We start from the raw sequence: 23,915 nt of genomic DNA on the forward strand, positions 1-23,915 counted from the left end.
AGGGCACCGACAATTTACCCTTCGCGGCGGCCTGTCCAAAAGCAACTCAGATCATGGCTGCAATGTCTTCGACTGCCTCTGACAATGCCGCCATGGATGCCGGGCCGCCATGACCCTCGTTTTCGATGACCGCAAGCCGGCTCGATTGCCATCGCCGATGCAACTGCCACGCGGTGGCAGCAGGACCGCTGATGTCTCGCCGCCCGTGGATGAGGTACCCGGGGATGCCGTTGAGCTCGTGAATCCGGGGGATGATCTCCTGTCCGTCGGTCAGGAATCCGTCGTGGGCCCAGTAGTGCGTCACGAGAAGGGCGAACGTCATGCGCTCATTCTCATCGTCAAAAAGCGCGCCAGGAACCCAGTTGGGATCCAGGGATACATGCGTGGACTCCCAGCGGTCCCAGGCCAGGGCGGCCCGTCGGGCGTCATCGCGGTCTTCCCCGGCGAGCCGGCGGGCGTAGGCCTCCACAATGCGTTCGCCCGGGTTGGCGCGGGATGCCTCGGAAAACTCATTCCATGCTTCCGGGAAGATGCGTCCGACGTCCTCGGTGATCCATTCAACCTCGCTCCGGCTGGTGGTCGTCACTGCCACCAGGGCGATCCCGAGCACCCGGCCGGGATGTTTGAGGGCATAGGCGAGGGCAAGCGTGCTGCCCCAGGAAACTCCGGTGACGATCCACTTTTCGATACCCAGGTGCTTCCGCACCGCCTCAATGTCCTCGATGAGGGCCTGCGTGGTATTCCCGGACAGGTGGTCAAGGTCGTCCTGGACGGCCGGAGTGCTCTTGCCGCACCCGCGTTGATCCAGCCCGATGATCCTGAAGCGGGTGGGGTCGTGCCGTTTACGGTATCCGCCCTTGCCAAGGGAACCGCCGGGGCCACCGTGAAGGTACAGGACGGGAATGCCAGCAGGTTCGCCGGTCGATTCCCAGTAGATCCTGGCATGGGGCACTTTCACCCAGCCGCTGATTGTTTCCGTTTGCTCGCCCGTCACCCGCCCACAATATGCCTGCCCCAGGCGGACCGCGCCCGCAAGCGACCTGGCGCCGCCGCGCCCCGGCACCCGCGGCACTAGAATTTCCCCCATGGCCGTTTACCTTGATCCGCCGCTCTGGCCTGCCCACGGAACCCACTTCTCGCACCTGATCTCCGACACGTCCCTCGACGAACTGCACCGCTTCGCAGAGGCCGCCGGCATCCCGGAACGTGCGTTCGACGGCGACCACTACGACGTCTCGGAAGCCCGGTACGGCGCCCTGGTGGAGGCCGGCGCCATCCCCGTGGAGGCCCGGGTCCTGGTCCGCAAGCTGATCGCCTGCGGGCTGCGGATACCTGCCCGCGAGCGCGGCAAGGCCCTCAAACTGCCGCTGCTGAACCGGTGGAACGCCGTCCTGCCCGGCCATGACGCCCTCTTCCTTGACCTCCTGGACCGCTGGGGCGAGGAACACCGGAAATACCACGGCCGCACCCACCTGCTGTCCGTCCTCGAAGCGCTGGACCTGCTCACCGAGCCGGCAGATCCGCCCCGCACCGTGGTCCTCGCGGCCTGGTTCCACGACGCCGTGTACCGCGGCATTGCCGGACAGGACGAGGAGGAATCGGCAAGGCTGGCGGAGGACAGGCTCCTGCACGCCGGGCTGTCCGAGGACGACGCGTATGAGGTGGGGCGGCTGGTCCGGCTCACTGCCGACCACCGCCCGGAGGCCGGGGACGACGACGGCGCCCTCCTCTGCGACGCGGACCTGTCGGTTCTCGGCGGCGATCCGAAGGCCTATGGCCGTTATCTCAGCGCCGTCCGGGAAGACTTCGCGCACATCGGCGACGCCGACTTCGCGGCCGGACGCGCCGCCGTCGTCCGTCACCTCCTGGAACTGGACCCGCTGTTCAACACGCCCCGCGGCCGTGAGCTGTGGCTGGATTCAGCCCGGCGCAACCTGGCGGGCGAACTCGCGTGAGCGAGGTTCAGGCCGCGCACCGGCAGCTGCCGTTTACGGTCCGCTTCGATTGGGGGCACGACGGCGCCATGGCCGTTGCGCCCGGGGCCGAACTCGCCGTGGTGGTGGACGTCCTGTGTTTCACCACGTGCGTGAGCGTCGCCGTGGATCGCGGCGCCGACGTATTTCCGTACGCGTGGAAGGACGGCGGGGCAGCCGGCTTCGCCGCCGGGAAGGACGCCGTGCTCGCCGGCCGGCGCGGCGGCAACGGCGTGAGCCTCTCCCCCGCCAGCCTGCGCTCGGCACCGTCGCTGGAACGGCTGGTCCTGCCCTCGCCCAACGGGTCGGCGCTGGCCCATGCCCTTTCAGGAACGGTGCCGCGTGTCGCCGCGGTGTGCCTCCGCAATGCCCGGGCAACGGCCGAATGGGCCGCCCGGAACCTTCCGCCTGCCGCGGTAATCGCCGTCATCGCCGCGGGCGAAAAATGGCCCGACGGCGGACTCCGGCCCGCGCTTGAGGACCAGCTGGGGGCGGGGGCTTTCCTGGCCGCGCTTCCTGAGCACCGCACGGCCGGTTTCTCCCCCGAGGCACGGTGGGCCATGGACGCCTTCACCGCTGCCGAACCGCGGCTCGGCGACATGCTGCTGGAATGCTCCAGCGGGCGCGAACTCGTTTTCGGCGGCTACCAGGAGGACGTGGAGATCGCCGGGGAACTCAACGGCAGCGCCGCCGTCGCACTTCTCGACGACGGCGCGTTCCGCCGGGCGTAGCGGCGTGCCCGTAGGCAGGTGGCTGGCTTAGCGGTAACTGGTGACGAACGGCCGGTCGGTGGGCACAATCTGCTTGCCGAGCGGCATCAGCGAGACGGGGATGAGCTTCAGGTTGGCGATGGCCAGCGGGATCCCGATGATGGTGATGGCCATGGCGAATGCCGTCACCACATGGCCGATCGCGATCCAGATGCCGGCGACCACCAGCCAGATCACGTTTCCCAAGAGCGAAAACACCCCGTTGCCGCCCGGTTTGTCCACCACCATGCGGCCGAAGGGCCACAGGGTGTACGACGCAATCCGGAAGGAGGCGATGCCCCAGGGAATCGTCACGATGAGCAGGCAGCAGATAATACCCGCCAGGAAGTACCCCAGCGCCAGCCAAAGCCCGCCGCAGACCAGCCAAATGATGTTGAGCAATGTCTTCATACGGCCATTCTCCCCCGCGCCCGAGTCATCCGGCGTCGGGGATTGCCCTGATCCCGCCCTGAATTCAGGTCTGCTGCGTCAGCCGATGATCGGCCGCTCTTCAGGCAAATGGTAGAGCCTCGGATGCGCGGACAGTGCCAGCGCCGAGGCGACGGTGATGGTCCCGATCCGGCCGATGAACATCAGGGCCATCAGCACCCACTGTGCGCTGGCCGGCAGGTGGTACGTGATGCCCGTACTCACCCCCACCGTTGCGAACGCGGAAATGGATTCAAAGAGCACCTTTTCGAGGGTGTAGTCGGTGAACATCAGGAGCAGGAGAGTTCCCACGACGACGGTGGCGACGCCCAGCAACGCAACGGAAAGCGCCTGGCGCTGGGCCGAGGAGCTGATGGACCGGTGCGCAATGGTGACCTGCTCGCGGCCGCGGACCTCGTTCCAGATGGCGAAGCCCAAAATGAGGAACGTGGTGATTTTGATTCCGCCTGCAGTCCCTGCACTCCCGCCGCCGATGAACATCAGGATGTTGGTGACCATCAGCGTTTCCGGTGTGGCTGCGCCGTAATCGATGCTATTAAAACCGGCAGTCCTGGGAAACACGCTGCCGGCCAGTGCCCCGAGGAACTTGCCTCCGGTGCTGAGCGGCCCCAGGGTTTCTGGCCTGTTCCATTCGAAGGCCGCGAACAGCACGAACCCGGCCGCCAGAAGCAGCAGCGTGCCGTAGACGGTGAGTCGGACATGGACGGTCCAGTCCTTGATCCGGCGCCCGTCCCGCATCAGGGCAATGATCACAGGGAATCCCAGCCCGCCGGCCACGACAGCTGCGCAGATGGGAACGATGATCCAGGGGTCTTCGGCGAGACCGACGAGGTTGTCGCTGTACAGCGAGAAGCCGGCGTTGTTGAAGGCGGAGACGGCGTGGAAGACACCGTGCCAGAGGGCCGTCGCCGGGTTGGCGTCATAGCCGATCCAGAACCGGAGGGTCAGTACCACCGCCGTGCCGCCCTCCAGTGTGGCCATGATCTTCGCGACCCGCACCAGGACGGAGCGGACATCTCCGAAATTCAGTGTGTGTGTTTCAGACTGGGCCACGAGCTGTCCGCGGAGGCCGAGGTTCTTGCGGACCAGCAGTGCCAGCAGGGTTGCCAGCGTCATGATCCCGAAACCGCCCACCTGGATCAAAGCGAGGATCACGGCCTGGCCGAAGGGCGTCCAGAACGTGGCGGTGTCCACGGTGATCAGTCCGGTCACGCAGACGGCGGACACCGATGTGAACAGGGCCGGCATGACCGTGTCGGACTCCGTGGGGTAATGCGAGGCGGGAAGCAGGAGCAGGCCGGCCCCCAGCAGAATCACGGCAAGGAACGCGGCCGGCACCGACCGGACCGGGTGCAGCAGCAGGCGCCTGATCCGGCTGTCCTTCGGGCGGAGCTTCCCGGGCCGCTGGTTTGCCGGCAGGTTCTTCGGCTTGGCCCTCCCGGGTGCTTTGGCCCGCCCCTTCAGCGGTACGGCCATCGGACATCCTCTCATCGGCGGGCGTGCGAAGCGCTTCCGGCCTCGCGCCCGCAGACCGGGCCCACAGTTCAACGTTTCCCGGAGACTAACACCGCACCATTCCGGCAGAACCCGGTCTTTACGAAATCCTTACGCGGCCCTTTTTCGCGGCTTCACGGCGGCTTCACAGCTTCACGGCCGCGAAGGCGCAAACTGTTGGCAGGGTATCGGCGAAGGGCTAACGTCACAGCAAGGGGCGGTGCCGGAAGGAGGCGCAGGGTGACCATTGTTGACAATGCCGTCTACGTGAACGGCCTCCGGACCGCCGACCCTGAAGGGCTGGAGGAGACGTACTTCCTGCTGCGGCAACGCCAAGGGATGGCCTGGATCGGGCTGTACAGGCCTGACTCGCAGGAACTGCGGTCCGTGGCAGACGAATTCGACCTCAGCCACCTGGCAGTGGAGGACGCCCTGAGCGGGCACCAGCGTGCCAAGCTTGAGCACTACGGCGAAGCCCTGTTCCTGGTGCTGCGCCCGGCGCGCTACCTCGACGACGTCGAAAAGGTCGAGTTCGGTGAGATCCACGTTTTCGTGGGCACCGACTTTGTGGTCACCGTCCGGCATGCCGAATCACCGGACCTTGCCCGCGTCCGCCGGCGGATGGAGTCCCAGCCCGAGTTCCTGGCGCTGGGACCGGACGCAGTGCTGTACGCCATCCTGGACCAGGTGGTGGATGAATACGAGCCGGTGGCTGCCGGGCTGGAAAACGACATCGACGAGATCGAGGATGACCTCTTCGGCGGCGACCCCGACGTGTCACGCAGGATCTATGAACTCTCGCGCCAGGTCATCATGTTCCAGCGCGGAACCAGTCCGCTGGCGGGAATCCTGCAGGCCCTGCTCGCCGGAACACCCGAGCACCGGCCGGGCCCCGAGCTGCAGGACCATCTGCGCGACGTGCTGGACCACGTGCTGCGGCTCGGCGAGCGGACCGCCTCCTTCCGGGCCCTGCTGCAGAACGCGCTCACGGTCAACGCCGCGCTGGTAGCCCAGCGGCAGAACGATGAGATGCGGCGCCTGACGGAATCCAGCTTCGCGCAGAGCGAGCAGGTCAAGCGCATCTCCTCCTGGGCTGCCATCCTCTTCGCGCCCACGCTGGTCGGCACCATTTACGGGATGAATTTCCGCACCATGCCCGAGCTCGACTGGGTCTTCGGCTACCCCATGGCTTTGGCCCTGATGCTGATCTTGGGCGTGGCCTTGTACGCGACGTTCAAGCACAACAAATGGATCTGACCGCAGTCCGGGCCGCGCTCACGGACACAGCGCGCAGGGGCCGTGTTCCGGGGATGTCACTGGCCGTCGTGTCGCGGGACCGGGTGCTCCATCTCGGCGGGACAGGTTACGCGGATCTGGCGGCACGCACGCCGGCCACCGCGGACACGGTGTATCCGTGGTTTTCGATGACGAAGCCGGTGACAGCCACCGCCGCCCTGCGGCTGTCCGACCAGGGGCGCCTGGACCTGAACGCACCCGTGCACGAATACCTTGACTGGCTGCGCGCCCCTGGTTCCGCCCAGCCGACTGTGTGGCAGCTGCTGGCCCACTCGTCCGGCCTGGGCAATCCCGTCCCCGTGAAATGGATTCATCCCGCGGACGCCCCGGGGCCGGACCAGGAGCACATGCTGCGGAAACTGATGGCCCGGCGCCGCGCCTTCCGCTACCCCGTGGGGCGCGCCGGACATTATTCGAACGTCGGCTACCTTGTGGCGGCCCAGGTCATCAGCCAGGTCTCCGGCGAGCCGTTCCCAAGCTATGTCCGGCGCGAAATCCTTGGTCCGCTGGGGATGGATTCGACCGGCTTCTCGTATCCGCCGGGCCATACCGCGGCCACCGGCTATGTCCGCATTCCCCGCCCGCTCACGCCGGTAATCGCGGGAATCCTCCCGTCCGGCACGATGGGCCCGAGGCATGGCGCCTACTCGTCGCTCCTCCGGTTCCTGGTGGACGGCGCAGGCTACGGCGGCCTGGTGGGAAGCGTGCGGGACGCAGCCGAGTTTGTCCGGCTGCACCTCAACGACGGCCTGGCTGTTCCGCCCGGAACCGCCAACGCTCCCGCTGAACCGCAGGGGCACCGCATCCTGCAGGAGTCCACGGCGCGGGCAATGCGCGACATCAACGTCAAAGGAAGGCAGTTTGACCACTCCGCCGGCTGGTTCCGGAAGCACGCCAACGGCCCCCACGCATCCTACGTGGAGCACTTCGGCACCGGGCTGGGATTCTGGAACATCATGCGCCTCTACCCGGAGCGGGGCAGGGGAATCGTGATCATGTCCAACAGCACTACCAGCTACGACTACGACGCACTGTTTTCGCTGGTCCTCCGCGTGCCCTGGACGTGAGCCGTGGCGCGAGCGGCGTGTACGGTGGCGGTGCGCAATGGGCCGTGCGCCTAGGCCTGCTTGACCAGGGCCGCTTCCACGTTGATCTTGACCTTGTCGCTGACCAGCAGCCCGCCGGCTTCCAGGGCAGCATTCCAGGTCAGTCCGAATTCCTTGCGGCTGATCTCGGCTTCGGCGCTGAATCCCGCCCGGGTGGCGCCGAACGGATCAACCGCCACGCCGGTGAACTCCACTTCGAGCTCCACGGGCTTGGTGATGCCGCGGATGGTGAGGTCGCCGGTGACGGTGTAGTCCTCGCCGTCGCCTTCAATGCCCGTGGCCCGGAAGGTCATCTCCGGGAACTGCTCGACGTCGAAGAAGTCCGCTCCGCGCACATGGGCGTCACGGTTGGCGTCACCGGAATCGAAGCTTGCCGTCTTGACGGTGGCGTGCAGGCTGGACGCCGCCAGGGACGCGCCCACGTGCGCCTCCGCCGAAGCGTCGGTGAAGCGGCCGCGGACTTTGCTGATGCCGGCGTGGCGGACGGTGAACCCGATTTCGCTGTGGGACATGTCGAGGGTCCACTTGCCGGGGGTAATACCTTGGGGCAGAGTCACAACGGGTCTCCTTCGACTCGGTTGGCGGGCGCCTGGCCCGCCGGTTCTTCGGGGATGCTCCCCAGCTGAATGCTAGCGAAGACCCTCAGCCACGGCTAGCCTTCGCCCCGGGCACCGGAAGACCGGCAGACGGGGCCGCGGACCACTTCGGCTGCCAGCCGATGGCGGGGGCGATGTGGCGCGCAATGTTGCCCAGCAGCTTGGCGTTGAAGTCCACTCCCAGTTGGTTGGGGACGGTGAGGAGCAACGTGTCGGCAGCCTGCACCGCGGCATCTGCCGCCAGCTCTTCGGCAATGGCCTCGGGCTCGCCCACGTAGCTCTTACCGAACCGTGCCACCAGTCCGTCAATGATGCCCACCTGGTCCCGCCGTGGCCGCAGGGCGTCAAGGCCGAAGTACCGGCGGTCCTCGTCGTCGACAATCGGCAGCACGCTCCTGCTGACCGAAACCCGCGGCGTGTGCTGGTGGCCAGCCGCTTCCCAGGCGCTGTGGAACATGCTGATCTGCTCCGCCTGCAGCTCGTCGAACGGCACACCGGTGTCTTCCGTCAGCAGGGTGGAACTCATCAGGTTCATCCCCTGCTCCGCGGTCCAGACCGCGGTGGCGCGCGATCCGGCGCCCCACCAGATCCGGCGGGCAAGGTCCGGCGAGTTGGGCTGGACCGGCAGCCGGCCAGTGCCCCCGCCGTAGCGGGGATCCCCTTCGGCCACCCCGGCGCCGGTAATGGCGTGGCGGAACACCGCTGTGTGGCGGCGTGCCATGTCCGCGGGGCTCTCGCCCTCGGCCGGAACATGGCCGAACACGGCGGCGCCGTCCCGGGCCGGTTCGGGTGAGCCGCGGCTGACGCCGAGCTGCAGCCTGCCGCCGCTGATCAGGTCCGTGGCGGACGCTTCCTCCGCCATATACAGCGGGTTTTCATACCGCATGTCGATCACGCCGGTGCCCATTTCGATCCTGTTGGTGCGGGCAGCGATGGCGGCCAGCAACGGGAACGGGGACGCCTGCTGCCGGGCGAAGTGGTGCACACGGAAAAAGGCACCGTCGATTCCCAGTTCCTCGGCTGCCACCGCCAGCTCGATGCCCTGCAGCAGGGCGTCCCGGGCGGTGCGGGTACGGGACCCCTCAACGTTGCCCCAGTGGCCGAACGAAAGAAATCCGATGCGCTTCATGACTGCGGCAACAAGGACCGCGCGCCATCCATTCCGGCCGCTAATTCCGGCAGGGTGCTAGGCCTTCGCGGCCAGCACGAACGCCCGGATCTTCGCCAGGTCCTTGACCCCGCGGGAACTTTCGACGCCGGACGAGACGTCCACTCCCCACGCCTCGGCTTCCTTCGCGGCCCGGGAGACGTTCAGGGGGTCAAGGCCTCCCGCCAGCAGCCAGTTCCGGCCGGCCAGCCCCTTGGCCTGCACCGATGCGTAGTCCCAGGCCTCGCCGGAACCGGGCACGGCGGCGTCAATCAGCAGCAGTTCCTCGCCCCAGCTGCCGAACGCCTCCGGCGCGGCACCCATGGTGACGGCCCTGATCACCTTCATGCCGGCGTCGTGCGTTGCTTTCACGTCCTCCGGCGTGCGGTTCCCGTGAAGCTGGATCCACTCGAGGCCCGCCTCACGGGCGCGCGCGATGGCGTCCGCCACCGGCTCGTGCCGGAACACGCCGACGGCGGGAGTGCCGGCCGGCACGTGGGCAAGAAGCTCACGGGCCTGCTCCGGCGTGACCTCGCGCGGGCTCCTGGTCAGGACGAATCCGACGGCGTCCGCCCCGGCACCGGCCGCTTCCCGGACCGACTCCGGCGTACTCAGCCCACACACCTTGACGAACATTCCAGGCTCCTCCTGCAGTATTTCCTCTTCCTGACGTTAGCAAGCCCTCGAAGTCCGCGCCGACGTTACACCGGCCGCTAGGCTGGGCGGATGGAGATCATCCGCTATGCCGAGCTCACGGCCGAACCGTGGCGCAACAAGGGCGGGGTCACCCGCGAACTGGCCAGCCATCCGAAAGCTGCCTCCTCCCAGGACGGCGCGTGGGACTGGCGGGTGAGCATCGCCGAGGTGTCCAAAGCCGGGCAGTTCTCAGCGTTTCCCGGCATGGACCGGGTGCTCACCGTGGTGGAGGGCGAACTGCTGCTGCTGACCGTGGACGGCGCCGAGCACCCGCTGGAGAAGTACCGGCCCTTCCGGTTCTCCGGTGATGCGGACGCAGCCGGCGCGCTGCCCACGGGCGATATCCGCGACCTGAACGTGATCACGCGAAACGGTGCGTTCAAGGGTTACACGTCCATCATCGAACTCTCGAAGAAGCGCGCGCATCCCGTCTTCGCGGGCCAGTTCGGCATCCTGCTGCAGGGGCAAGCCACCGTCAGCCCGGGCAACGCCGGCGGGGACTCATCCGGCGACGGCGAAGCAGCCGAAGCAGCCCCCGCGCCCGGCGAGCCGGAGACGCTGGGCCGCTATGACGCCGTCGTCGGTTCCGATTCCGGCACGCCGGAAATCCTGGGCCGGGGCTTCCTGGCCGTCGTGTCGATCGACAGGGTCACCTAAGGACCCCACTGGCGGCGGATGCCTGCAGGAGCTCCTCCTGTGCCGGCCCCGCCGGGGTGAGAGCCGCAGCGATCACCACCGAGCTCGCGGAAGCCCACGCCTGTGGACGGCAGCTCGCCGGGAACGGAACGGGGGTGCGCATCGTGTCCGCACCATGCCCGCCGAAAAGCTCCGGCAGCCGCCAGTCGTTGGCCTCGGCCACATTCAGCAGCCCGGCCGCGAGCTGCGCCGCTTCCTCCGGGAAGCCGTCCGCCAGCATTCCGCTAATGATCAGGGCCGTGTCATGGCTCCAGACGGCGCCGGCGTGGTAGCGGGTGGGCCAGTAGCCGCCGTTGGTGGTGGACAGGGTCCGGATGCCGTAGCCGGAGAACATGGTGGGATCCATGACGCGATTGACGACGATCCGCTGCTCGTCCTCGTTGAGGATTCCGGTGCCGAGCAGGTGCCCCATGTTGGAGGTCACACCGTCCACCGGGCGCTTGTCGGCATCCAAGGCAAGCGCCGGATACGGCCCGAGCTCGTCCTCGCACCAGAACTGCGCGCGGAAGCGTTCGGCCATGCCTGCCGCGTAGTCGCGCCACTCCTGGGCACCCGGACGTCCGAAGGCATCCAGGATCTCCGCGCCCACCACCGCTGCTTCGTAGGCGTAGGCCTGGACTTCGGCGAGCGCAATGGGTCCCTTCGCCAGTGAGCCGTCATGCCAGCGGATGGCGTCGCCGGAGTCTTTCCAGCCCTGGTTCACCAGGCCTTGGCCCGAGGCATCGAGGTACTCCAGGAAGCCGTCCCCGTCCAGGTCGCCGTGGTCCCTGAGCCATTCGAGGGCGTCCTGGAGGTTGGGCAGCAGTTCCTCAACTTCCGCGTCCGGCATCCCGGCCTTCCAGGCATCGTGCAGAAGGCAGATCCACAGCGGGGTGGCGTCAATGGTCCCGTAGTACACCGGCGGCAGGCGCAGCGCGTGGCCGCTCTCGGCCATGGTCAGGACGGTCCGGCGGACCTCGTGCAGGATCTTGCCGGGCTGGACGGCGGTGGTGTGGTCCGTCTCGGTGCCCTGCCGGCCGGCCAGCGCGCGGAGCGTTCCGCCCGCGATGGCCGTGTTGATGGGCAGCAGCATGCGGGCCGCAATGATCGAATCGCGGCCGAACATGGTGAAGAACCACGGGGCGCCGGCGGCAAGAAACGTGTCGTGCGGATGCGAGTAGTGGGCAAGGCGGAGGCTGTTGAGGTCGCTGACGGACCTCTCCAGGAGCCTGCTGAGCCGGGGATCGTTCGACGCCGGGACGGCGATGGGCTCACCGTCCGCCGCGAGCATCGGCGAGTCCGCATCGGTCAAATCCACGGACCAGGCCAGGTGCACGGGCTCCCCCGGAAACACCTCCACGGCCCATTCGACGGCCACCGTGCTGCCGTTGAAGCTGACGGTCGCGTTGTCCGCCGTCAGCGCCAGGGCGGTGTCCTTGTCCCGCCAGGACCAGGCGGGCCCCTGCGGCTCGACCGGGGCCGCGCCGCGCACGCCCTGCTTGACGTCTTCCATGGTGGTGTTGTCCGCCCGAAGGGTCATCCGGACCGTCAGCGTGACCGGCTCCCGCATGGCTGACTCGAGGCGCAGGTCCTCAGCCACCCTGCCGGTGCACCCGGTGAGGAACTCGGTGTCCTGTCCGGGGCGGATGCGGCCCGAGTGGGCCGAGCGCGTGCGCACCAGGGAGAGCAGGGGGTCCGCCACTTCGGCGTCCGCACGGACGAAGTAGATGTAGTCGGTTTCCTTGGAGGAACGCAGCTGGGTGGACACCCATTCAGGCTCCCGCCCGTCCACGGTGAGGACGGCAGTGTCGAGCACGCGGTCGTCGCCGCAGTAAATCCCCTGCGCGCCGGTGTGGCGGATCTGCCCGTGCGCGTCGGACCACGCCTGGATGGGAGCGCTGAAAACGCCGGAAAGATTGTGCAGGTATGGCTGTTCAGAGGCCACGGTGAAACAACTCCTGTGCTGCTGGCTTTGGGTGCGGAGGCTGGCGTCCGCTTTACCGGGCGAGAACCTTGGCGCACAGATTTGATCGATCAAATTTGCGCGGTTAAATCGTCTCACACGTTACGGTAGGAAGGAAAAGTCCGGCTTGGCCCTGCCGTCCGGACCGCCAGCGGCTGGTTGCGCACCCGCCCTGCACCCCTGCCCGCTGCCCACCCTGACCCTGCCCACCCTGCCGACCCGCACGCCAAGGAGCCCCGTTTGTCCCGGCCCACCCTCGCCAGCCTGGCCAGCGACCTTGGCGTATCACGGCAGACCATTTCCAACGTGCTGAACGCTCCGCACAAGGTCAGGCCCGCCACCCGCGAGCGCGTCCAGGCCGCCATCACGGCTGCCGGCTACCGGCCCAGTGCCGCCGCCCGCCAATTGCGCACGCAACGGTCCATGAACCTGGGCATGCGGCTGCTCCCCGCCACGGACGGCATCAACGGCGCCGTCCTTGACCGCTTCCTGCACGCGCTGACGGAAGCCGCCCAGGCGGCCGGATACCGCCTCACGCTCTTCTGCGCCGACTCGGACGACGACGAAATCCTCCACTACGGACAGCTTCTCGACGTCGCGGGGCTGGACGGTTTCATCCTGACTTCCAGCACTCCCGACGACCCGCGGACCCGCTGGCTGACGGAGCGCGGCACGCCCTTCGCAGTTTTCGGCCGGCCCTGGGGTGCGGCCGGGCACCCGGCTGTGGCAGCGCATCCCTGGGTGGACGTGGACGGGGCGGCCGGAACGGAAGCGGCGGCAAGGATGCTGCTGGCACAAGGCCACTCGAGGATCGGCTTCGTGGGCTGGTACACGGGCGATCCGGTAGGCGCGGACCGCCGCCGCGGCTGGGAGCGCGCCATGGGCTCGTCGGGATATGGCGCCGACACGGGTTTCCTCTGCGTGGAAGTGGAGGACACCGTTGCCGGCGGAGCGGCCGGCGCGGCCCTGCTCGTTTCACGGGGAGCCACGGCCGTGGTCTGTTCCAGCGACTCGCTTGCCCTGGGGGCCCTGGGGGAAATCCGCGAATCACAGTTCGGCCCTGTCCTGCCCGGCCAGCCGGAGCGGCCGGTGGCGGTGGTGGGCTTCGACAACACGCCGGTGGCTGCCGCGCTGGGACTTTCCAGCGTGGCCCAGCCGGTGGAGGACGCAGCGCGGCACATCGTCCGGGTGCTCGCGCACGTCCTGGCAGGTTACCCGGGCGAGTCCCCTCCCGGGGCCGCGGCGGCCGGGACCGCAGCCGCGCCCGAAAAGCAGCTCCTCCTGGAACCTCAGGTGGTGGAACGGATTCCGCTGCCCCTGGCGGCACGGCCCCGCGGGGCTTCAGCCAAGATACATCCTGGCCAGTAGCTCCTTCGCGGGGCCCTTCATCGTTGACGGGTGCAGTTCATCATGGGGTATATCGCCTGTGGTCCCGGCCCAGACGGCGCTCCAGAAGGCGTCCTCTCCCTCCGCATTCACCGGGGGACGGATGAACCAGTCATAGCCCCTCGGCCTGGGCGGGAGTCCGGCATCGGCAAGGTAGGTATCGATGTCGTCGTCAATCGACGCCAGGTCGGCCTCCGTCAACAGGAACGGGGCACGTCGTTCACTTCCGTCCGGGGAACGATAGACGGCGGTGCCATGGCGATTGTGTCCAGCAGCAGGGACCCGGACAAAGTTGCCGCGGCCTGCCGCCCACACGACAAGCGCGCCCCACCCGTTCTCGGTGGCAAGGATCCAGCCGGCGGGTGCTGTGGCAACTTCCGGCGATGCCCAAGGGTCCAGGTTCATACCGGACATTCTTCATCGCCGGCGGAAATCCGTAAACCGACGCGGGAAACCGCACCGGTGACCTTAGCCACCAACGGTGGCCTCCCGCCGTCGTGCGTTGCTACGCTTGGAATCAAGGTTCCCCTCTGGAACCTCCGGACGACGGTTCAGTACCCGGCACGCGACAAGACTGGCCAAAGGATCTGTCATGTCGTGGTTAATCCTCATTCTTTCCGGAGCGCTCGAGGCCGTCTGGGCCGCCGCGCTGCACCGGACATCCCAGGCCAAGGGCCGCCGTCGCATCATGCCGGCGGCGCTCTTCCTGGTTTCCGTCATCGCCAGTACCGGCGGCCTCGCCGTCGCGATGCAATCCATCCCCACGGGCACCGCCTACGCGGTGTGGGTGGGTGTGGGCGTGGTCCTGACCTCCGCCTACGCGATGGTCACCAAGGTGGAACGCGCGACGGCGGCGCGGCTGCTGCTGCTCGCCGGCATCGCCGCGTGCGTGGTGGGCTTGAAGGTGGTGGCGTGATGTTGGGGAAATCCGCCGCAGCCTGGCTGATCCTGCTTGCGTCCGCCGTCCTCGAGGCCGTCTGGGCCACCGCCCTGGGACTGTCCGACGGCTTCTCCGAGGCGCTGCCCACCGCCGTCTTTGCCGTCACGGCCACGCTGAGCATGGTGGGACTGGGGATCGCCGTGAAGACCATTCCCCTGGGGACCGCCTACGCCGTGTGGGTGGGCATCGGCGCCGCCCTGACTGTGGGCTGGGCCATGGCCACCGGGGTGGAACCCGCCAGTCCGCTGAAGCTGCTGTTCATCGCCGGGATCGTGGGCTGTGCGGCGGGACTGAAGCTGCTGCCGCAGGACCGGTAGAGCCGCGCACCACAAGATCGGACGCCAGGACCACCGGCGAGCGGCTGGAATGTTCGCCGGCAATTTCGGCAGCCAGGGCATGGACTGCCGCATGCGCGATGGCGGCGACCGGTTGCCGCAGCGTAGTGAGCGGCGGATTGGTGAGGGCCATCAGCGGTGAGTCATCGAAGCCGACGATGGACACGTCCTCGGGCACGCGCAATCCCCTGGTCTGGGCCGCCCGGATGGCACCGAGGGCCATGACGTCGGAGGCGCACACAATGGCCGTGTGGCCGGAGTCGAGGAGTTCGTTGGCCGCGCTCTGCCCGCCTTCCACCGTGAACATGCTGGTGGCGGTATGCGGTTCCGGATCCTCGGCGCCAAGGTACTCGGCCAGTGCCGAGCGGAACCCGGCCAGTTTCTGCCGGCTGGGAATGAAGCGGTGCGGGCCGATCGCCAGTCCGACCTTCCGGTGGCCCAGGCTGGCAAGGTGCTGCACTGCCGTGCTGACTGCCGCCGCATCGTCGTTGGATACGGAAGCGGCCGCCAGCTCCGGGCGGGCGCCGTTGACCAGGACGAACGGGATGCCGCGGCCGAGCAGCCGGTGGTAGCGCTCCAGGCTTGCCTGACCGTCCGCGTGTGAACTGCAGATGAAAATAATGCCGGAGGCCTCCTGGGCCACAAGCATCTCGATGTACTCGTCCTCGGAGCGGCCACCACCCGGCAGGGCACAGAGGATCGGGATGAAATCCTCCTGCGACAGCAGCGAAACCATGCTCTGCGCGATGGCCGGAAAAATCGGATTGGTCAGGTCCGGGACGATGATGCCCACCTGGCCGCGGACGGTGCTGCGTGCACGGTCCGGCCGCTCGTAGCCAAGGTCGTCCATCGCGGCGAGGACCGCCTGCCGCACCTCCCGCGAAACGCCTTTCCGTCCGTTGACCACGCGGGACACGGTGGCGATGCTGACGCCGACCTTCCGGGCGAGGTCCTCCAGCTTCGGCCTGTCCGGGGCGGCGTGATCTGCCCGGCCCGCTGTCGTGCTCATAGCGCTCCTTCACCGGAACGGCCGTCCGGAAGTCATGGTGTGTTTCCAGTGTACGTAAATTGCACGACGTCTTACGTGAAAACAGAACGCAAAATTTTCAGCAAACTGTTGACGTGCGTCATAACGGGTCCCTAGGCTCGTCACTATCCCCGCTCACCGCTGATGCCGTTCTGGGGCATTGCCAAGGAAGGTCTCCCATGATTCGCCACTCCCACTTGCCCGGGTCCCCGCCCGCCCTCAACCGGAAACTGCTGGCTGCCCTGGCGGCCGCCTGCGTCACGCCCCTGGCCCTCGGCGGCCTCGCCCTCCCCGCCTTTGCGGACCACACCGCCTCGCCGGGGACTGTGGCACTCGTCGGATCGCTGCAGTCCGAAATCGGCTGCCCCGGAGACTGGCAGCCCGAGTGCCCCGCCAGCAGGCTGCTGCCGGTGGAGGGCTCTGCAACCCTCTTCAAGGCCACCTTCGATGTCCCCGCCGGCACGTACGGCATGAAGGTTGCCCTCAACAATTCCTGGGACGAGAACTACGGCGCCGGCGGTGTGGCCGGCGGCGGCGACCTGGTGCTCAATGCGCCGGGCGGACCCGTGACGTTCACCTACGACCACGCCAGCCACACCCTCACTGACAACGTTCCGGATGCGCTGGGAGCCGAGGCGGGCGCGCACTGGCTGACGGCAGACACCATCGCCTGGCAGGTCTCAGCAGCCGCAGGCACCACGTACCGGCTCTTTAGCGCCCCCGACGGCGGACTGGCAGTTGCTGACGGAGAGGTCACCGGGGGTTCCGCCCTCCCGCTGGAGCCCGTTGCCCAGGGCCTGGAAGCCGGCCTCGCGGCCAAGTATCCGCACCTTGCGGGCTATACCTCCCTCCGCCTGCCGGAAGCGGACGCCGCCCTCCGGGCCAGGGAACTGCTCAAAGGCCAGCTGCTCGTAGCCGCCATCGGGGCGGACGGCGCGGTCACCGCCACCACCGGCGTCCAGGTACCCGGCGTCCTGGACTCGCTCCACCCCGGGGCGGCGAAGCAGGAACTCGGCCTGACGTGGAAGGGCAAGCGCCCGGAACTCTCCCTGTGGGCCCCCACGGCCCGCAGCGTGACCGTCCACTCCTACGGCTCCGGTTCCGGCGGGGAGCCCGTGTCCAGCAAAGCCATGGAACCCGCCGGGGATGGCGTATGGTCCGTCACCGGGGACAAGGACTGGAACGGCGCCTACTACCTGTACGAAGTGGAGGTCTTCGTCCCGGAAACCGGCAAGGTTGAGCGGAACCTCGTCACGGACCCCTACAGCGTGGGTCTCTCGGCCAACTCCGAACGCAGCCTTTTCGTGGATCTCGGGGACAAGTCCCTGGCACCGGCCGGCTGGGCCAAACTGCAGAAGCCCGCGCTCAGCAAGCCGGAAGACCTTTCCCTCTACGAACTGCACGTCCGCGATTTCTCCATTACCGACGGCTCCGTTCCCGCCGAGCACCGCGGCACCTACAAGGCGTTCACGGACACCGGCAGCAACGGCATGAACCGCCTGCGGGAACTGGCGGACGCCGGGATGAACGCGGTCCACCTGCTGCCCGTCAACGACATCGGCACCATCGAGGAGCGCCGCAGCGAGCAGCGCGAACCCCTCTGTGACCTCGCCGCCCTGCCGGCCGATTCAGAAGAGCAGCAGGCATGCGTGGCGGAGACGGCTGCCAGGGACGGCTTCAACTGGGGCTACGACCCCCTGCACTACACAACGCCGGAAGGCTCCTACTCCACCAATCCGGAAGGAGCCACCAGGATCACGGAATTCCGTGAAATGGTTGCCGCACTCAACACTGCCGGCGCACGGGTGATCCAGGACGTCGTCTACAACCACACGTCCAGTGCGGGCCAGTCCGGGAGCAACAACCTCGACCGCATTGTCCCGGGCTACTACCACCGCCTGAATCCCGCCACCGGATCACTGGAGACGTCCACCTGCTGCGCCAACACGGCCACGGAAAACGCCATGATGGGCAAACTCATGGTCGACTCCGTGGTGACGCTGGCCAGGACCTACAAGCTCGACGGCTTCCGTTTTGACCTCATGGGGCACCACTCCCGGCAGAACATGCTGGACGTCAGGGCCGCACTCGATGAGCTGACCGTGCCCAGGGACGGCGTGGACGGCAAAAACATTACCCTGTACGGCGAGGGCTGGAACTTCGGCGAAGTGGCCAACAACGCACGGTTCGTCCAGGCCACCCAGGCGAACATGGCCGGGACCGGCATCGGAACGTTTAACGACCGCCTGCGCGACGCCGTCCGCGGCGGTGGCCCCTTTGACCCGGACCCCCGGGTCCAGGGATTCGCTTCCGGCCTGTTCACGGACCCCAACGATTCCCCCGCCAACGGCACCCCGGAACAGCAAAAGGCCGCGCTCCTCCTCGCCCAGGACCTGATGAAGGTGGGCCTGACCGGCAACCTGAAGGACTACTCCTTCGTTGACCGCACCGGTACTACAGTCAAGGGCTCGGACGTGCCGTACAACGGCGCCCCCGCCGGGTACACCAGTGATCCGCAGGAGGCCATCACTTACGTGGAGGCCCACGACAACGAGACGCTGTTCGATGCCCTGGCCCTGAAGCTGCCGCAGGACACTGCCATGGCAGACTGGACCCGCATGCAGACCCTCGCGCTGAGCACCACCGCCTTCGGGCAGGGAATCTCGTTCTGGCACGCGGGAGGAGAATCACTGCGCAGCAAGTCCCTGGACCGCAACAGCTACGATTCGGGCGACTGGTTCAACATCCTGGACCACACGGACGCCACCAACGGCTTCGGCCGCGGCCTGCCGCCCAAGGCTGACAACGAGGACAAGTACAGCTACATGCGCCCGCTGCTGGCAGATCCGGCCCAGAAGCCGGCTTCCACCGACATCGCAGAAGCCCGCAGCCGGGCCGCGGAACTGCTGCAGATCCGCAAGAGCACACCGCTGTTCCACCTTGGCGAGGCGGCCCTGGTGCAGCAGAAGGTGTCCTTCCCCGCCGGCGGCCCCGAACAGACCCCTGGCGTTGTGGTGATGCGCATTGACGACTCCGTCGGACCGGACGTGGACCCGGACCTGCGCGGGCTCGTGGTGGTGTTCAATGCCTCGGATGAGGCCACCAGCCAGACCGTGGCCGGAGCGGCGGGCCAAGCGTATGCCCTGCACCCCGTCCAGGCCGGCGGCGTCGACTCCGTGGTCAAGACGGCCTCCCATGATGCGGCATCCGGTACCTTCACCGTCCCCGCCCGCACCGCGGCAGTGTTCCAGGCCAGGTAGGGGCGACTTAGGCTGGTGGGCATGGCAACTTCTCCGCCCGTCCCTTTCCGGCATCCCGATGTGGCGGCAGCCGTGGCGGACCTGCGTGCCCGCCTCGCATCCGGGAACCGGATGCTGCTCGGCATCACCGGTTCGCCGGGGTCGGGGAAGTCGACCTTCGCGGCCGGGCTGCAGGCGGTCTTCGGCGGCAGCACCGCCGTCGTGATCCCCATGGACGGCTTCCACCTGGGCAATGCGATCATCGACGGCACGCCGCTGCGGCAGCGCAAAGGGGCAATCGACACGTTCGACGTCGGCGGCTACCTCTCGCTGTTGCAGCGGCTGAGGCGGCGGGATGAGCCGGTGGTTTACGCACCGGATTTCCGCCGCCAGATCGACGAGCCCGTGGCAGCTTCCATCGCCGTTCCGGCCTCGGTGCAGCTGGTGATCACCGAAGGGAACTACCTCCTGGCCGGCCACACCGTATGGAAGCAGGTCCGGGCGCAGCTGGATGAGGTCTGGTTCATGGACACGCCCCCGGACCTGCGCCTCGCCCGGCTGGTTGACCGGCATGTGGAGTTTGGCATGGACCGGCCGGCCGCCGAGGAATGGGCCGCCGGCTCCGACGAGGCCAACGCCCGGCTCATCGAATCCACCCGTCCCGGGGCAGACCGGATCATCCCTTGGTCCTAGGGTTCCCGTTCGTTCACCGCTGGCCGGACCGGAGTTTCCGTTGGTCTTATTTCAGTGGCAAACCGTCCAAGGCCGTGCACCCTGTTAGCCTGCTCCTAGGATCACCGGACCATCATCGGGTCTCAGCCGGTGGCTGGATCCCCCGTGGCTCCTGGACGCAGAGGACAACAGCACATGGATGCGCAAGCGCCGGGCATTGCTTCAGGAACAGCGGCCACACCACCGGAAGGCTCCACCACGGGGCCTGCCGCGTCGGGGCGCACCTGGAGCCTCCGGCGCGAATGGTCCAGGGCGTTCCTGCTCATGCTCGCCGCACTGTTGATCGGCGCCGTGGTCACGATCGTGGGTGTGCGCGGCCTGATGGACCAGGTGCAGGAAACATCCGGCCGGCTCCAGCTCGAACTCGAAAAAGTAGAGATCCTCCGGTCAGCCCTCGACGGCCACGAGCAGCTGGGGCACCAGCTGCTCTCCAACGCTCCCGTGGACCGCTCCACGTTCCTCCGGCAGCAGGAGGAAATCTCCCGCCTCTTCGAGGACGTGGCCGCCGTTCTGCCGGCTGAAACGGAAGGGCGGGCAACGATTGTCGCCGCCCGGCAGTTCTGGCAGGAAGCCTTGACGGAACATGGCCTGTGGGGCAGCACGGTGCTTTCACTCCAGGGCAGCCACGTGGAGGAGACCCCCGCATTGGCCGCCTCCAGCGCAGAAATCCGGACCCGGCTGGCGGACATCCGGCGCTACTCCCTGGCCGAAATGGACAACGGACTCGCGCACAGCGCCGAACTCGAACGGTTCCTGGTTATCGCGCGCAGCATCCTGTTCGTGGTGGCAGTGGGCGCCACGGTGTACTTCCGCCGCAGGATGGTCAAGGACCTCATGCGCCCAGTAGGGAGCCTGCACCAGGGTGTCCGCAAGCTGCAGTCCGGCAACTACAAACACCGCATCGAGGTGTTCCGCCGCGACGAACTCGGCGAGCTGGCGGACGCCTTCAACGGCATGGCCGCCGCTGTCCACAGCAGCCATGAAGCCCTTACCCACCGGGCGACGCACGACCCCCTCACCGGTCTGGCAAACCGGGCGGCCCTGATGGAACGCCTCACCGCATCCTTTGGGACCGGCAGCACGCGCAGGAACCGGAACGAGGGACTGCTGTTCATCGACATCGACGACTTCAAGGAGGTCAACGATTCACTGGGACACGAGCGGGGTGATGCGCTGCTCATCCAGCTGGCCGCCCGGCTCAAGGGCTGCGTACGCTCCGACGACGTGGTTGCCCGGCTCGGCGGGGACGAGTTCGCGATTGTGGTGATGGACGACGACGACGGCTCGGTCACCGCCGGGATCGCCGAACGGATCCACGAGGCACTGCGCGCTCCGTTCTTCGTTGGCGACGACCGCCTGACCGTCACAGCCAGCATGGGTGCGGCGCAACGCCGCCCTGACACCATAGACGCTGCCGAGCTGCTGCGGCAGGCGGACTTCGCGATGTACCTGGCCAAGCACGGCGGAAAGGCCCGCTTCCAGCTTTTTGACGCCGAGGGCTACGACCATATGACGTACCGCGCCGCCCTCAAACGGGACCTGGCCTCCGCCGTGACCGCCGGTCAACTCCGCCTCGAATACCAGCCCATTGCCGATCTGACCAGCGGAGCCATCCTCGGGTTGGAAGCGCTGGTGCGCTGGGAGCACCCTACGCTGGGGCTGCTGGCGCCGGACGAGTTCATTCCGCTCGCCGAAGAGACAGGCGACATCGACGCCGTCGGCTGCTGGGTGCTGGACAACGCGAGCCGTCAGGCGGCCAGCTGGCGGACATCCCTGCCGCAGTGCGAAGGGCTCTGGATTGCCATTAACCTCTCCACCATCCAGCTACCCAACCCCCGGAACCTGGCCGCCATCAAACGCATCCTTGCCGACCCCGCGGCGCAGGCAGACAAGGTGGTGCTCGAAGTCACCGAAACAGCCCTTGCGGGAAGCACGGACGGCGGGATCGCCGCCCTCAAAACCCTGAAGGAAACCGGTGTGCGTGTGGCCATCGACGACTTCGGGACGGGGTATTCCTCGCTGAGTTCCCTGGCGGTGCTGCCGGCGGACATCCTCAAGATCGACCGTTCGTTCCTTGGGCGGCAATCGTCCGAGGCGCAATCGGCGGCGATGCTCGAAGGCATCCTGGGTCTGGCCCGCATGCTCTCCCTGGAAGTGATTGCAGAAGGGGTCGAGGAGCCCGGACAGCTGGACCTCCTCCGTGCCCTGGACTGCCGGATGGGCCAAGGCTACTTCCTGGCCCGGCCGGGTTCCGCCGAGGCGATCGAAACGCTCCTGGCGTCGGGTGCCCGCCTTCAGCCCGGCCCGGCAGCGCTCGAGCCGGCGGTCGATTCATGAGGAATACTGGCTTTGCCGCAGGAGTTCCTGGCTAAGACGGCACTTCCCGGAATACGTAAACCAGCGAAACGGAGACTCTTATGGCACCCGCATCCGCACCATCGGTCCGCCTCGGCGACGGGCTGGACGTCAGTCCCCTCGGATTCGGCGGCATGGCCCTCACCCCGGTCTACGGCGACGTGGACCAGGGAGAGGCGCTGCGCACGCTGCACCACGCGGTTGATGCGGGCGTGACCTTCATCGACACCGCAGACATTTACGGCGGCGGCAGCAACGAGGAACTGATCGCACAACTGCTGAAGGAACGCCGGGCCGACGTGCAGCTGGCCACAAAGTTCGGGCTGGTGGGCACGCCGTCGGCCGGCTACACGGACATCCGCGGCGACGCCGCCTACATCCGGCAGGCGGTGGACGCCAGCCTCCGCCGCCTGGGCACCGACACCATTGACCTGTACTACATGCACCGCCGCGACCTCCGCGTTCCGATTGTGGAAACCGTGGAGGCCATGGCGGCGCTGGTGCAGCAAGGCAAGGTGCGGCACCTCGGCCTGTCGGAAGTGACCGCCGAGGAACTGCGGGAGGCCAGCAGCGTCCACCCGATCGCCGCCGTCCAGAGCGAATGGTCCATCTGGAGCCGCGATGTGGAACGCAACGTTGTTCCCGCGGCAGCCGCCCTGGGCGTGGGTTTTGTGCCCTATTCGCCGCTGGGCCGGGGATTCCTCACCGGCACAGTGGACGCTTCAAAGCTCGGGAGCGGCGACTTTCGCCGCAACATCCCCCGGTTCGCCGCTGACGCAGCGGACGCCAACCAGGGAGTGGTGGCCGCCGTCCAGGCCGTTGCAGCAGAGCTCACCGTCGCCGGCGAACCGGCAACGCCGGCCCAGGTGGCGCTGGCCTGGCTGTTTGCACAGGGCAAAAAGCTGGGCCTGCCCGTGGTCCCCATCCCGGGCACGCGCAAGGCCGAACGGATCGACGAGAACCTGGGCGCGCTGGCGTTGAACTTCACCACTGCACAACTGGACATGCTCGACGCCGCCGCGGACGCCGTCGTCGGCTCCCGTTCAGCGGACCCGAAGTGGGTGTCCCAGGGCCGCGAATAGGGCTTCCGTAGACTGGCGTCCATGGATTCCCTCATTCACGACCTGCGTGACATCACCATCCGCCGGATTTCGGTCAGCGAGATGGACAACAACGTGTATCTGCTCACCAGCAAGGCGTCCGGTGCGCAACTCCTGATCGATGCGGCCGATGATCTGGCCGCCATCCAGGGGCTGCTTTCCGACGCCGCCGCAGACACGTCCGCGACGCCGAAGCTTGCGCTGATTGCCACCACCCACCAGCACTGGGACCACGTCCGGGCACTGCCGGGCTTGGTGGAAGCCACCGGAGCGAAGACGGCGGCCGGGACGGAGGACGCCCCGGAACTGCCCGTGCCGGTGGATGTGCTGCTGGACCACGGGGACGTGGGCAACTTCGACGGCTTCGACGTGACCGCCGTGCACCTGCGCGGCCACACCCCGGGATCGGTGGCTCTGGTGTACCAGGACCCGGAAGGTCCCGCGCACATCTTCTCCGGCGATTCGCTGTTCCCGGGAGGCGTGGGCAACACCCAGCAGGATCCCGAGCGGTTCAACCAGCTGATCACGGACGTCAGCGACCGGCTGTTCGACGCCTACCCCGATGACACCGTGGTGCACCCGGGCCATGGCAAGCCCACCACCCTCGGCGCGGAACGCCCGCATCTTGGGGAGTGGCGCGCCCGCGGCTGGTAGCT

The 23,915-nt window shown here is 67.6% G+C and carries 22 protein-coding genes and 1 riboswitch; of the genes, 13 read left to right on the forward strand and 9 right to left on the reverse strand.

All coding sequences use genetic code 11. The features are described 5' to 3' along the window. Positions 1 to 46: 46 nt before the first annotated feature. Positions 47 to 994, reverse strand: a complete 948-nt coding sequence (locus tag Q8Z05_RS05740; RefSeq protein WP_305942524.1) for an alpha/beta fold hydrolase — start codon at positions 992 to 994, stop codon at positions 47 to 49. A 91-nt stretch (positions 995 to 1,085) separates the two neighbouring features. Here Q8Z05_RS05740 and Q8Z05_RS05745 point away from each other — a divergent pair, with 91 nt between their 5' ends. After that, a complete protein-coding gene (locus Q8Z05_RS05745) occupies positions 1,086 to 1,955 on the forward strand; it encodes a DUF4031 domain-containing protein (protein WP_305942525.1) in 870 nt (289 codons plus the stop codon). Beyond that, positions 1,952 to 2,704, forward strand: a complete 753-nt coding sequence (locus Q8Z05_RS05750; RefSeq protein WP_305942526.1) for a 2-phosphosulfolactate phosphatase — start codon at positions 1,952 to 1,954, stop codon at positions 2,702 to 2,704. Before Q8Z05_RS05745 ends, Q8Z05_RS05750 begins: the two co-directional genes overlap by 4 nt. A gap of 27 nt (positions 2,705 to 2,731) precedes the next feature. Here the strand turns inward: Q8Z05_RS05750 and Q8Z05_RS05755 are convergent, their stop codons facing one another. Together Q8Z05_RS05755 and Q8Z05_RS05760 are read right to left on the reverse strand one after the other, a co-directional pair. Next, entirely contained in the window at positions 2,732 to 3,133 is a 402-nt protein-coding gene (locus Q8Z05_RS05755; RefSeq protein WP_305942527.1) for a YccF domain-containing protein, read from the reverse strand. A gap of 78 nt (positions 3,134 to 3,211) precedes the next feature. Next, the gene (locus Q8Z05_RS05760; RefSeq protein ID WP_305942528.1) at positions 3,212 to 4,648 is read right to left on the reverse strand and encodes a TrkH family potassium uptake protein; all 1,437 of its coding nucleotides are present in this window, start codon (positions 4,646 to 4,648) and stop codon (positions 3,212 to 3,214) included. A 258-nt stretch (positions 4,649 to 4,906) separates the two neighbouring features. On the opposite strand from Q8Z05_RS05760, the gene Q8Z05_RS05765 reads away from it, so the two are divergent. Beyond that, positions 4,907 to 5,923, forward strand: a complete 1,017-nt coding sequence (locus Q8Z05_RS05765; protein ID WP_305942529.1) for a magnesium and cobalt transport protein CorA — start codon at positions 4,907 to 4,909, stop codon at positions 5,921 to 5,923. Then, entirely contained in the window at positions 5,914 to 7,029 is a 1,116-nt protein-coding gene (locus Q8Z05_RS05770; RefSeq protein ID WP_305942530.1) for a serine hydrolase domain-containing protein, read from the forward strand. Before Q8Z05_RS05765 ends, Q8Z05_RS05770 begins: the two co-directional genes overlap by 10 nt. A 50-nt stretch (positions 7,030 to 7,079) precedes the next feature. Here Q8Z05_RS05770 and Q8Z05_RS05775 read toward each other — a convergent pair whose 3' ends face one another. From Q8Z05_RS05775 to Q8Z05_RS05785, 3 genes are all read right to left on the reverse strand, one after another. Beyond that, positions 7,080 to 7,625, reverse strand: coding sequence for a YceI family protein (locus Q8Z05_RS05775; protein ID WP_305942531.1), 546 nt, complete (start codon positions 7,623 to 7,625; stop codon positions 7,080 to 7,082). Positions 7,626 to 7,710: 85 nt separating this feature from the next. Further along, on the reverse strand, positions 7,711 to 8,793 hold the full coding sequence (locus Q8Z05_RS05780) for an LLM class flavin-dependent oxidoreductase (RefSeq protein WP_305942532.1): 1,083 nt from the start codon (positions 8,791 to 8,793) through the stop codon (positions 7,711 to 7,713). A 57-nt stretch (positions 8,794 to 8,850) separates the two neighbouring features. Continuing rightward, positions 8,851 to 9,447, reverse strand: coding sequence for a phosphoribosylanthranilate isomerase (locus tag Q8Z05_RS05785; protein ID WP_305942533.1), 597 nt, complete (start codon positions 9,445 to 9,447; stop codon positions 8,851 to 8,853). Positions 9,448 to 9,537: 90 nt separating this feature from the next. On the opposite strand from Q8Z05_RS05785, the gene Q8Z05_RS05790 reads away from it, so the two are divergent. Then, positions 9,538 to 10,164 carry a HutD/Ves family protein gene (locus tag Q8Z05_RS05790; RefSeq protein WP_305942534.1) on the forward strand — a complete coding sequence of 209 codons (627 nt, stop codon included), beginning with the start codon at positions 9,538 to 9,540 and terminating at the stop codon, positions 10,162 to 10,164. On the opposite strand, the gene Q8Z05_RS05795 is transcribed toward Q8Z05_RS05790, so the two are convergent. Then, positions 10,157 to 12,127, reverse strand: coding sequence for a glycogen debranching N-terminal domain-containing protein (locus tag Q8Z05_RS05795; protein WP_305942535.1), 1,971 nt, complete (start codon positions 12,125 to 12,127; stop codon positions 10,157 to 10,159). The genes Q8Z05_RS05790 and Q8Z05_RS05795 overlap by 8 nt on opposite strands. Before the next feature lie 258 nt (positions 12,128 to 12,385). Between Q8Z05_RS05795 and Q8Z05_RS05800 the strand changes: the two genes are divergently transcribed. Next, entirely contained in the window at positions 12,386 to 13,513 is a 1,128-nt protein-coding gene (locus Q8Z05_RS05800; RefSeq protein ID WP_305942536.1) for a LacI family DNA-binding transcriptional regulator, read from the forward strand. On the opposite strand, the gene Q8Z05_RS05805 is transcribed toward Q8Z05_RS05800, so the two are convergent. Then, entirely contained in the window at positions 13,487 to 13,936 is a 450-nt protein-coding gene (locus Q8Z05_RS05805; protein ID WP_305942537.1) for a DUF5956 family protein, read from the reverse strand. The genes Q8Z05_RS05800 and Q8Z05_RS05805 overlap by 27 nt on opposite strands. Before the next feature lie 112 nt (positions 13,937 to 14,048). Beyond that, positions 14,049 to 14,114, forward strand: a riboswitch (guanidine-III (ykkC-III) riboswitch). A 9-nt stretch (positions 14,115 to 14,123) separates the two neighbouring features. On the opposite strand from Q8Z05_RS05805, the gene Q8Z05_RS05810 reads away from it, so the two are divergent. Together Q8Z05_RS05810 and Q8Z05_RS05815 are read left to right on the forward strand one after the other, a co-directional pair. Continuing rightward, positions 14,124 to 14,447: a DMT family transporter gene (locus tag Q8Z05_RS05810; protein ID WP_305942538.1), complete on the forward strand. Its 324-nt coding sequence runs from the start codon at positions 14,124 to 14,126 to the stop codon at positions 14,445 to 14,447. Then, positions 14,447 to 14,788 carry a DMT family transporter gene (locus tag Q8Z05_RS05815; RefSeq protein WP_305943494.1) on the forward strand — a complete coding sequence of 114 codons (342 nt, stop codon included), beginning with the start codon at positions 14,447 to 14,449 and terminating at the stop codon, positions 14,786 to 14,788. Before Q8Z05_RS05810 ends, Q8Z05_RS05815 begins: the two co-directional genes overlap by 1 nt. Here Q8Z05_RS05815 and Q8Z05_RS05820 read toward each other — a convergent pair. Beyond that, positions 14,730 to 15,815 (reverse strand): LacI family DNA-binding transcriptional regulator, encoded by a 1,086-nt coding sequence (locus Q8Z05_RS05820; RefSeq protein ID WP_305942539.1) that lies wholly within the window; start codon positions 15,813 to 15,815, stop codon positions 14,730 to 14,732. The genes Q8Z05_RS05815 and Q8Z05_RS05820 overlap by 59 nt on opposite strands. 197 nt (positions 15,816 to 16,012) lie before the next feature. Here Q8Z05_RS05820 and pulA point away from each other — a divergent pair, with 197 nt between their 5' ends. From pulA to Q8Z05_RS05845, 5 genes are all read left to right on the forward strand, one after another. Next, complete coding sequence (gene pulA / locus Q8Z05_RS05825; RefSeq protein ID WP_305942540.1) at positions 16,013 to 19,093, forward strand: pullulanase-type alpha-1,6-glucosidase; 3,081 nt, start codon at positions 16,013 to 16,015, stop codon at positions 19,091 to 19,093. Positions 19,094 to 19,114: 21 nt separating this feature from the next. Beyond that, positions 19,115 to 19,765: a nucleoside/nucleotide kinase family protein gene (locus Q8Z05_RS05830; protein WP_305942541.1), complete on the forward strand. Its 651-nt coding sequence runs from the start codon at positions 19,115 to 19,117 to the stop codon at positions 19,763 to 19,765. Between the two features lie 174 nt (positions 19,766 to 19,939). Continuing rightward, positions 19,940 to 22,141, forward strand: coding sequence for a putative bifunctional diguanylate cyclase/phosphodiesterase (locus Q8Z05_RS05835; protein WP_305942542.1), 2,202 nt, complete (start codon positions 19,940 to 19,942; stop codon positions 22,139 to 22,141). Positions 22,142 to 22,221: 80 nt separating this feature from the next. Then, positions 22,222 to 23,241, forward strand: a complete 1,020-nt coding sequence (locus tag Q8Z05_RS05840) for an aldo/keto reductase (RefSeq protein WP_305942543.1) — start codon at positions 22,222 to 22,224, stop codon at positions 23,239 to 23,241. A 21-nt stretch (positions 23,242 to 23,262) separates the two neighbouring features. Then, positions 23,263 to 23,913 (forward strand): MBL fold metallo-hydrolase, encoded by a 651-nt coding sequence (locus tag Q8Z05_RS05845; RefSeq protein ID WP_305942544.1) that lies wholly within the window; start codon positions 23,263 to 23,265, stop codon positions 23,911 to 23,913. Positions 23,914 to 23,915: the final 2 nt, after the last annotated feature.

Source organism: Arthrobacter oryzae (assembly GCF_030718995.1).
Taxonomy (GTDB): domain Bacteria; phylum Actinomycetota; class Actinomycetes; order Actinomycetales; family Micrococcaceae; genus Arthrobacter; species Arthrobacter oryzae_C.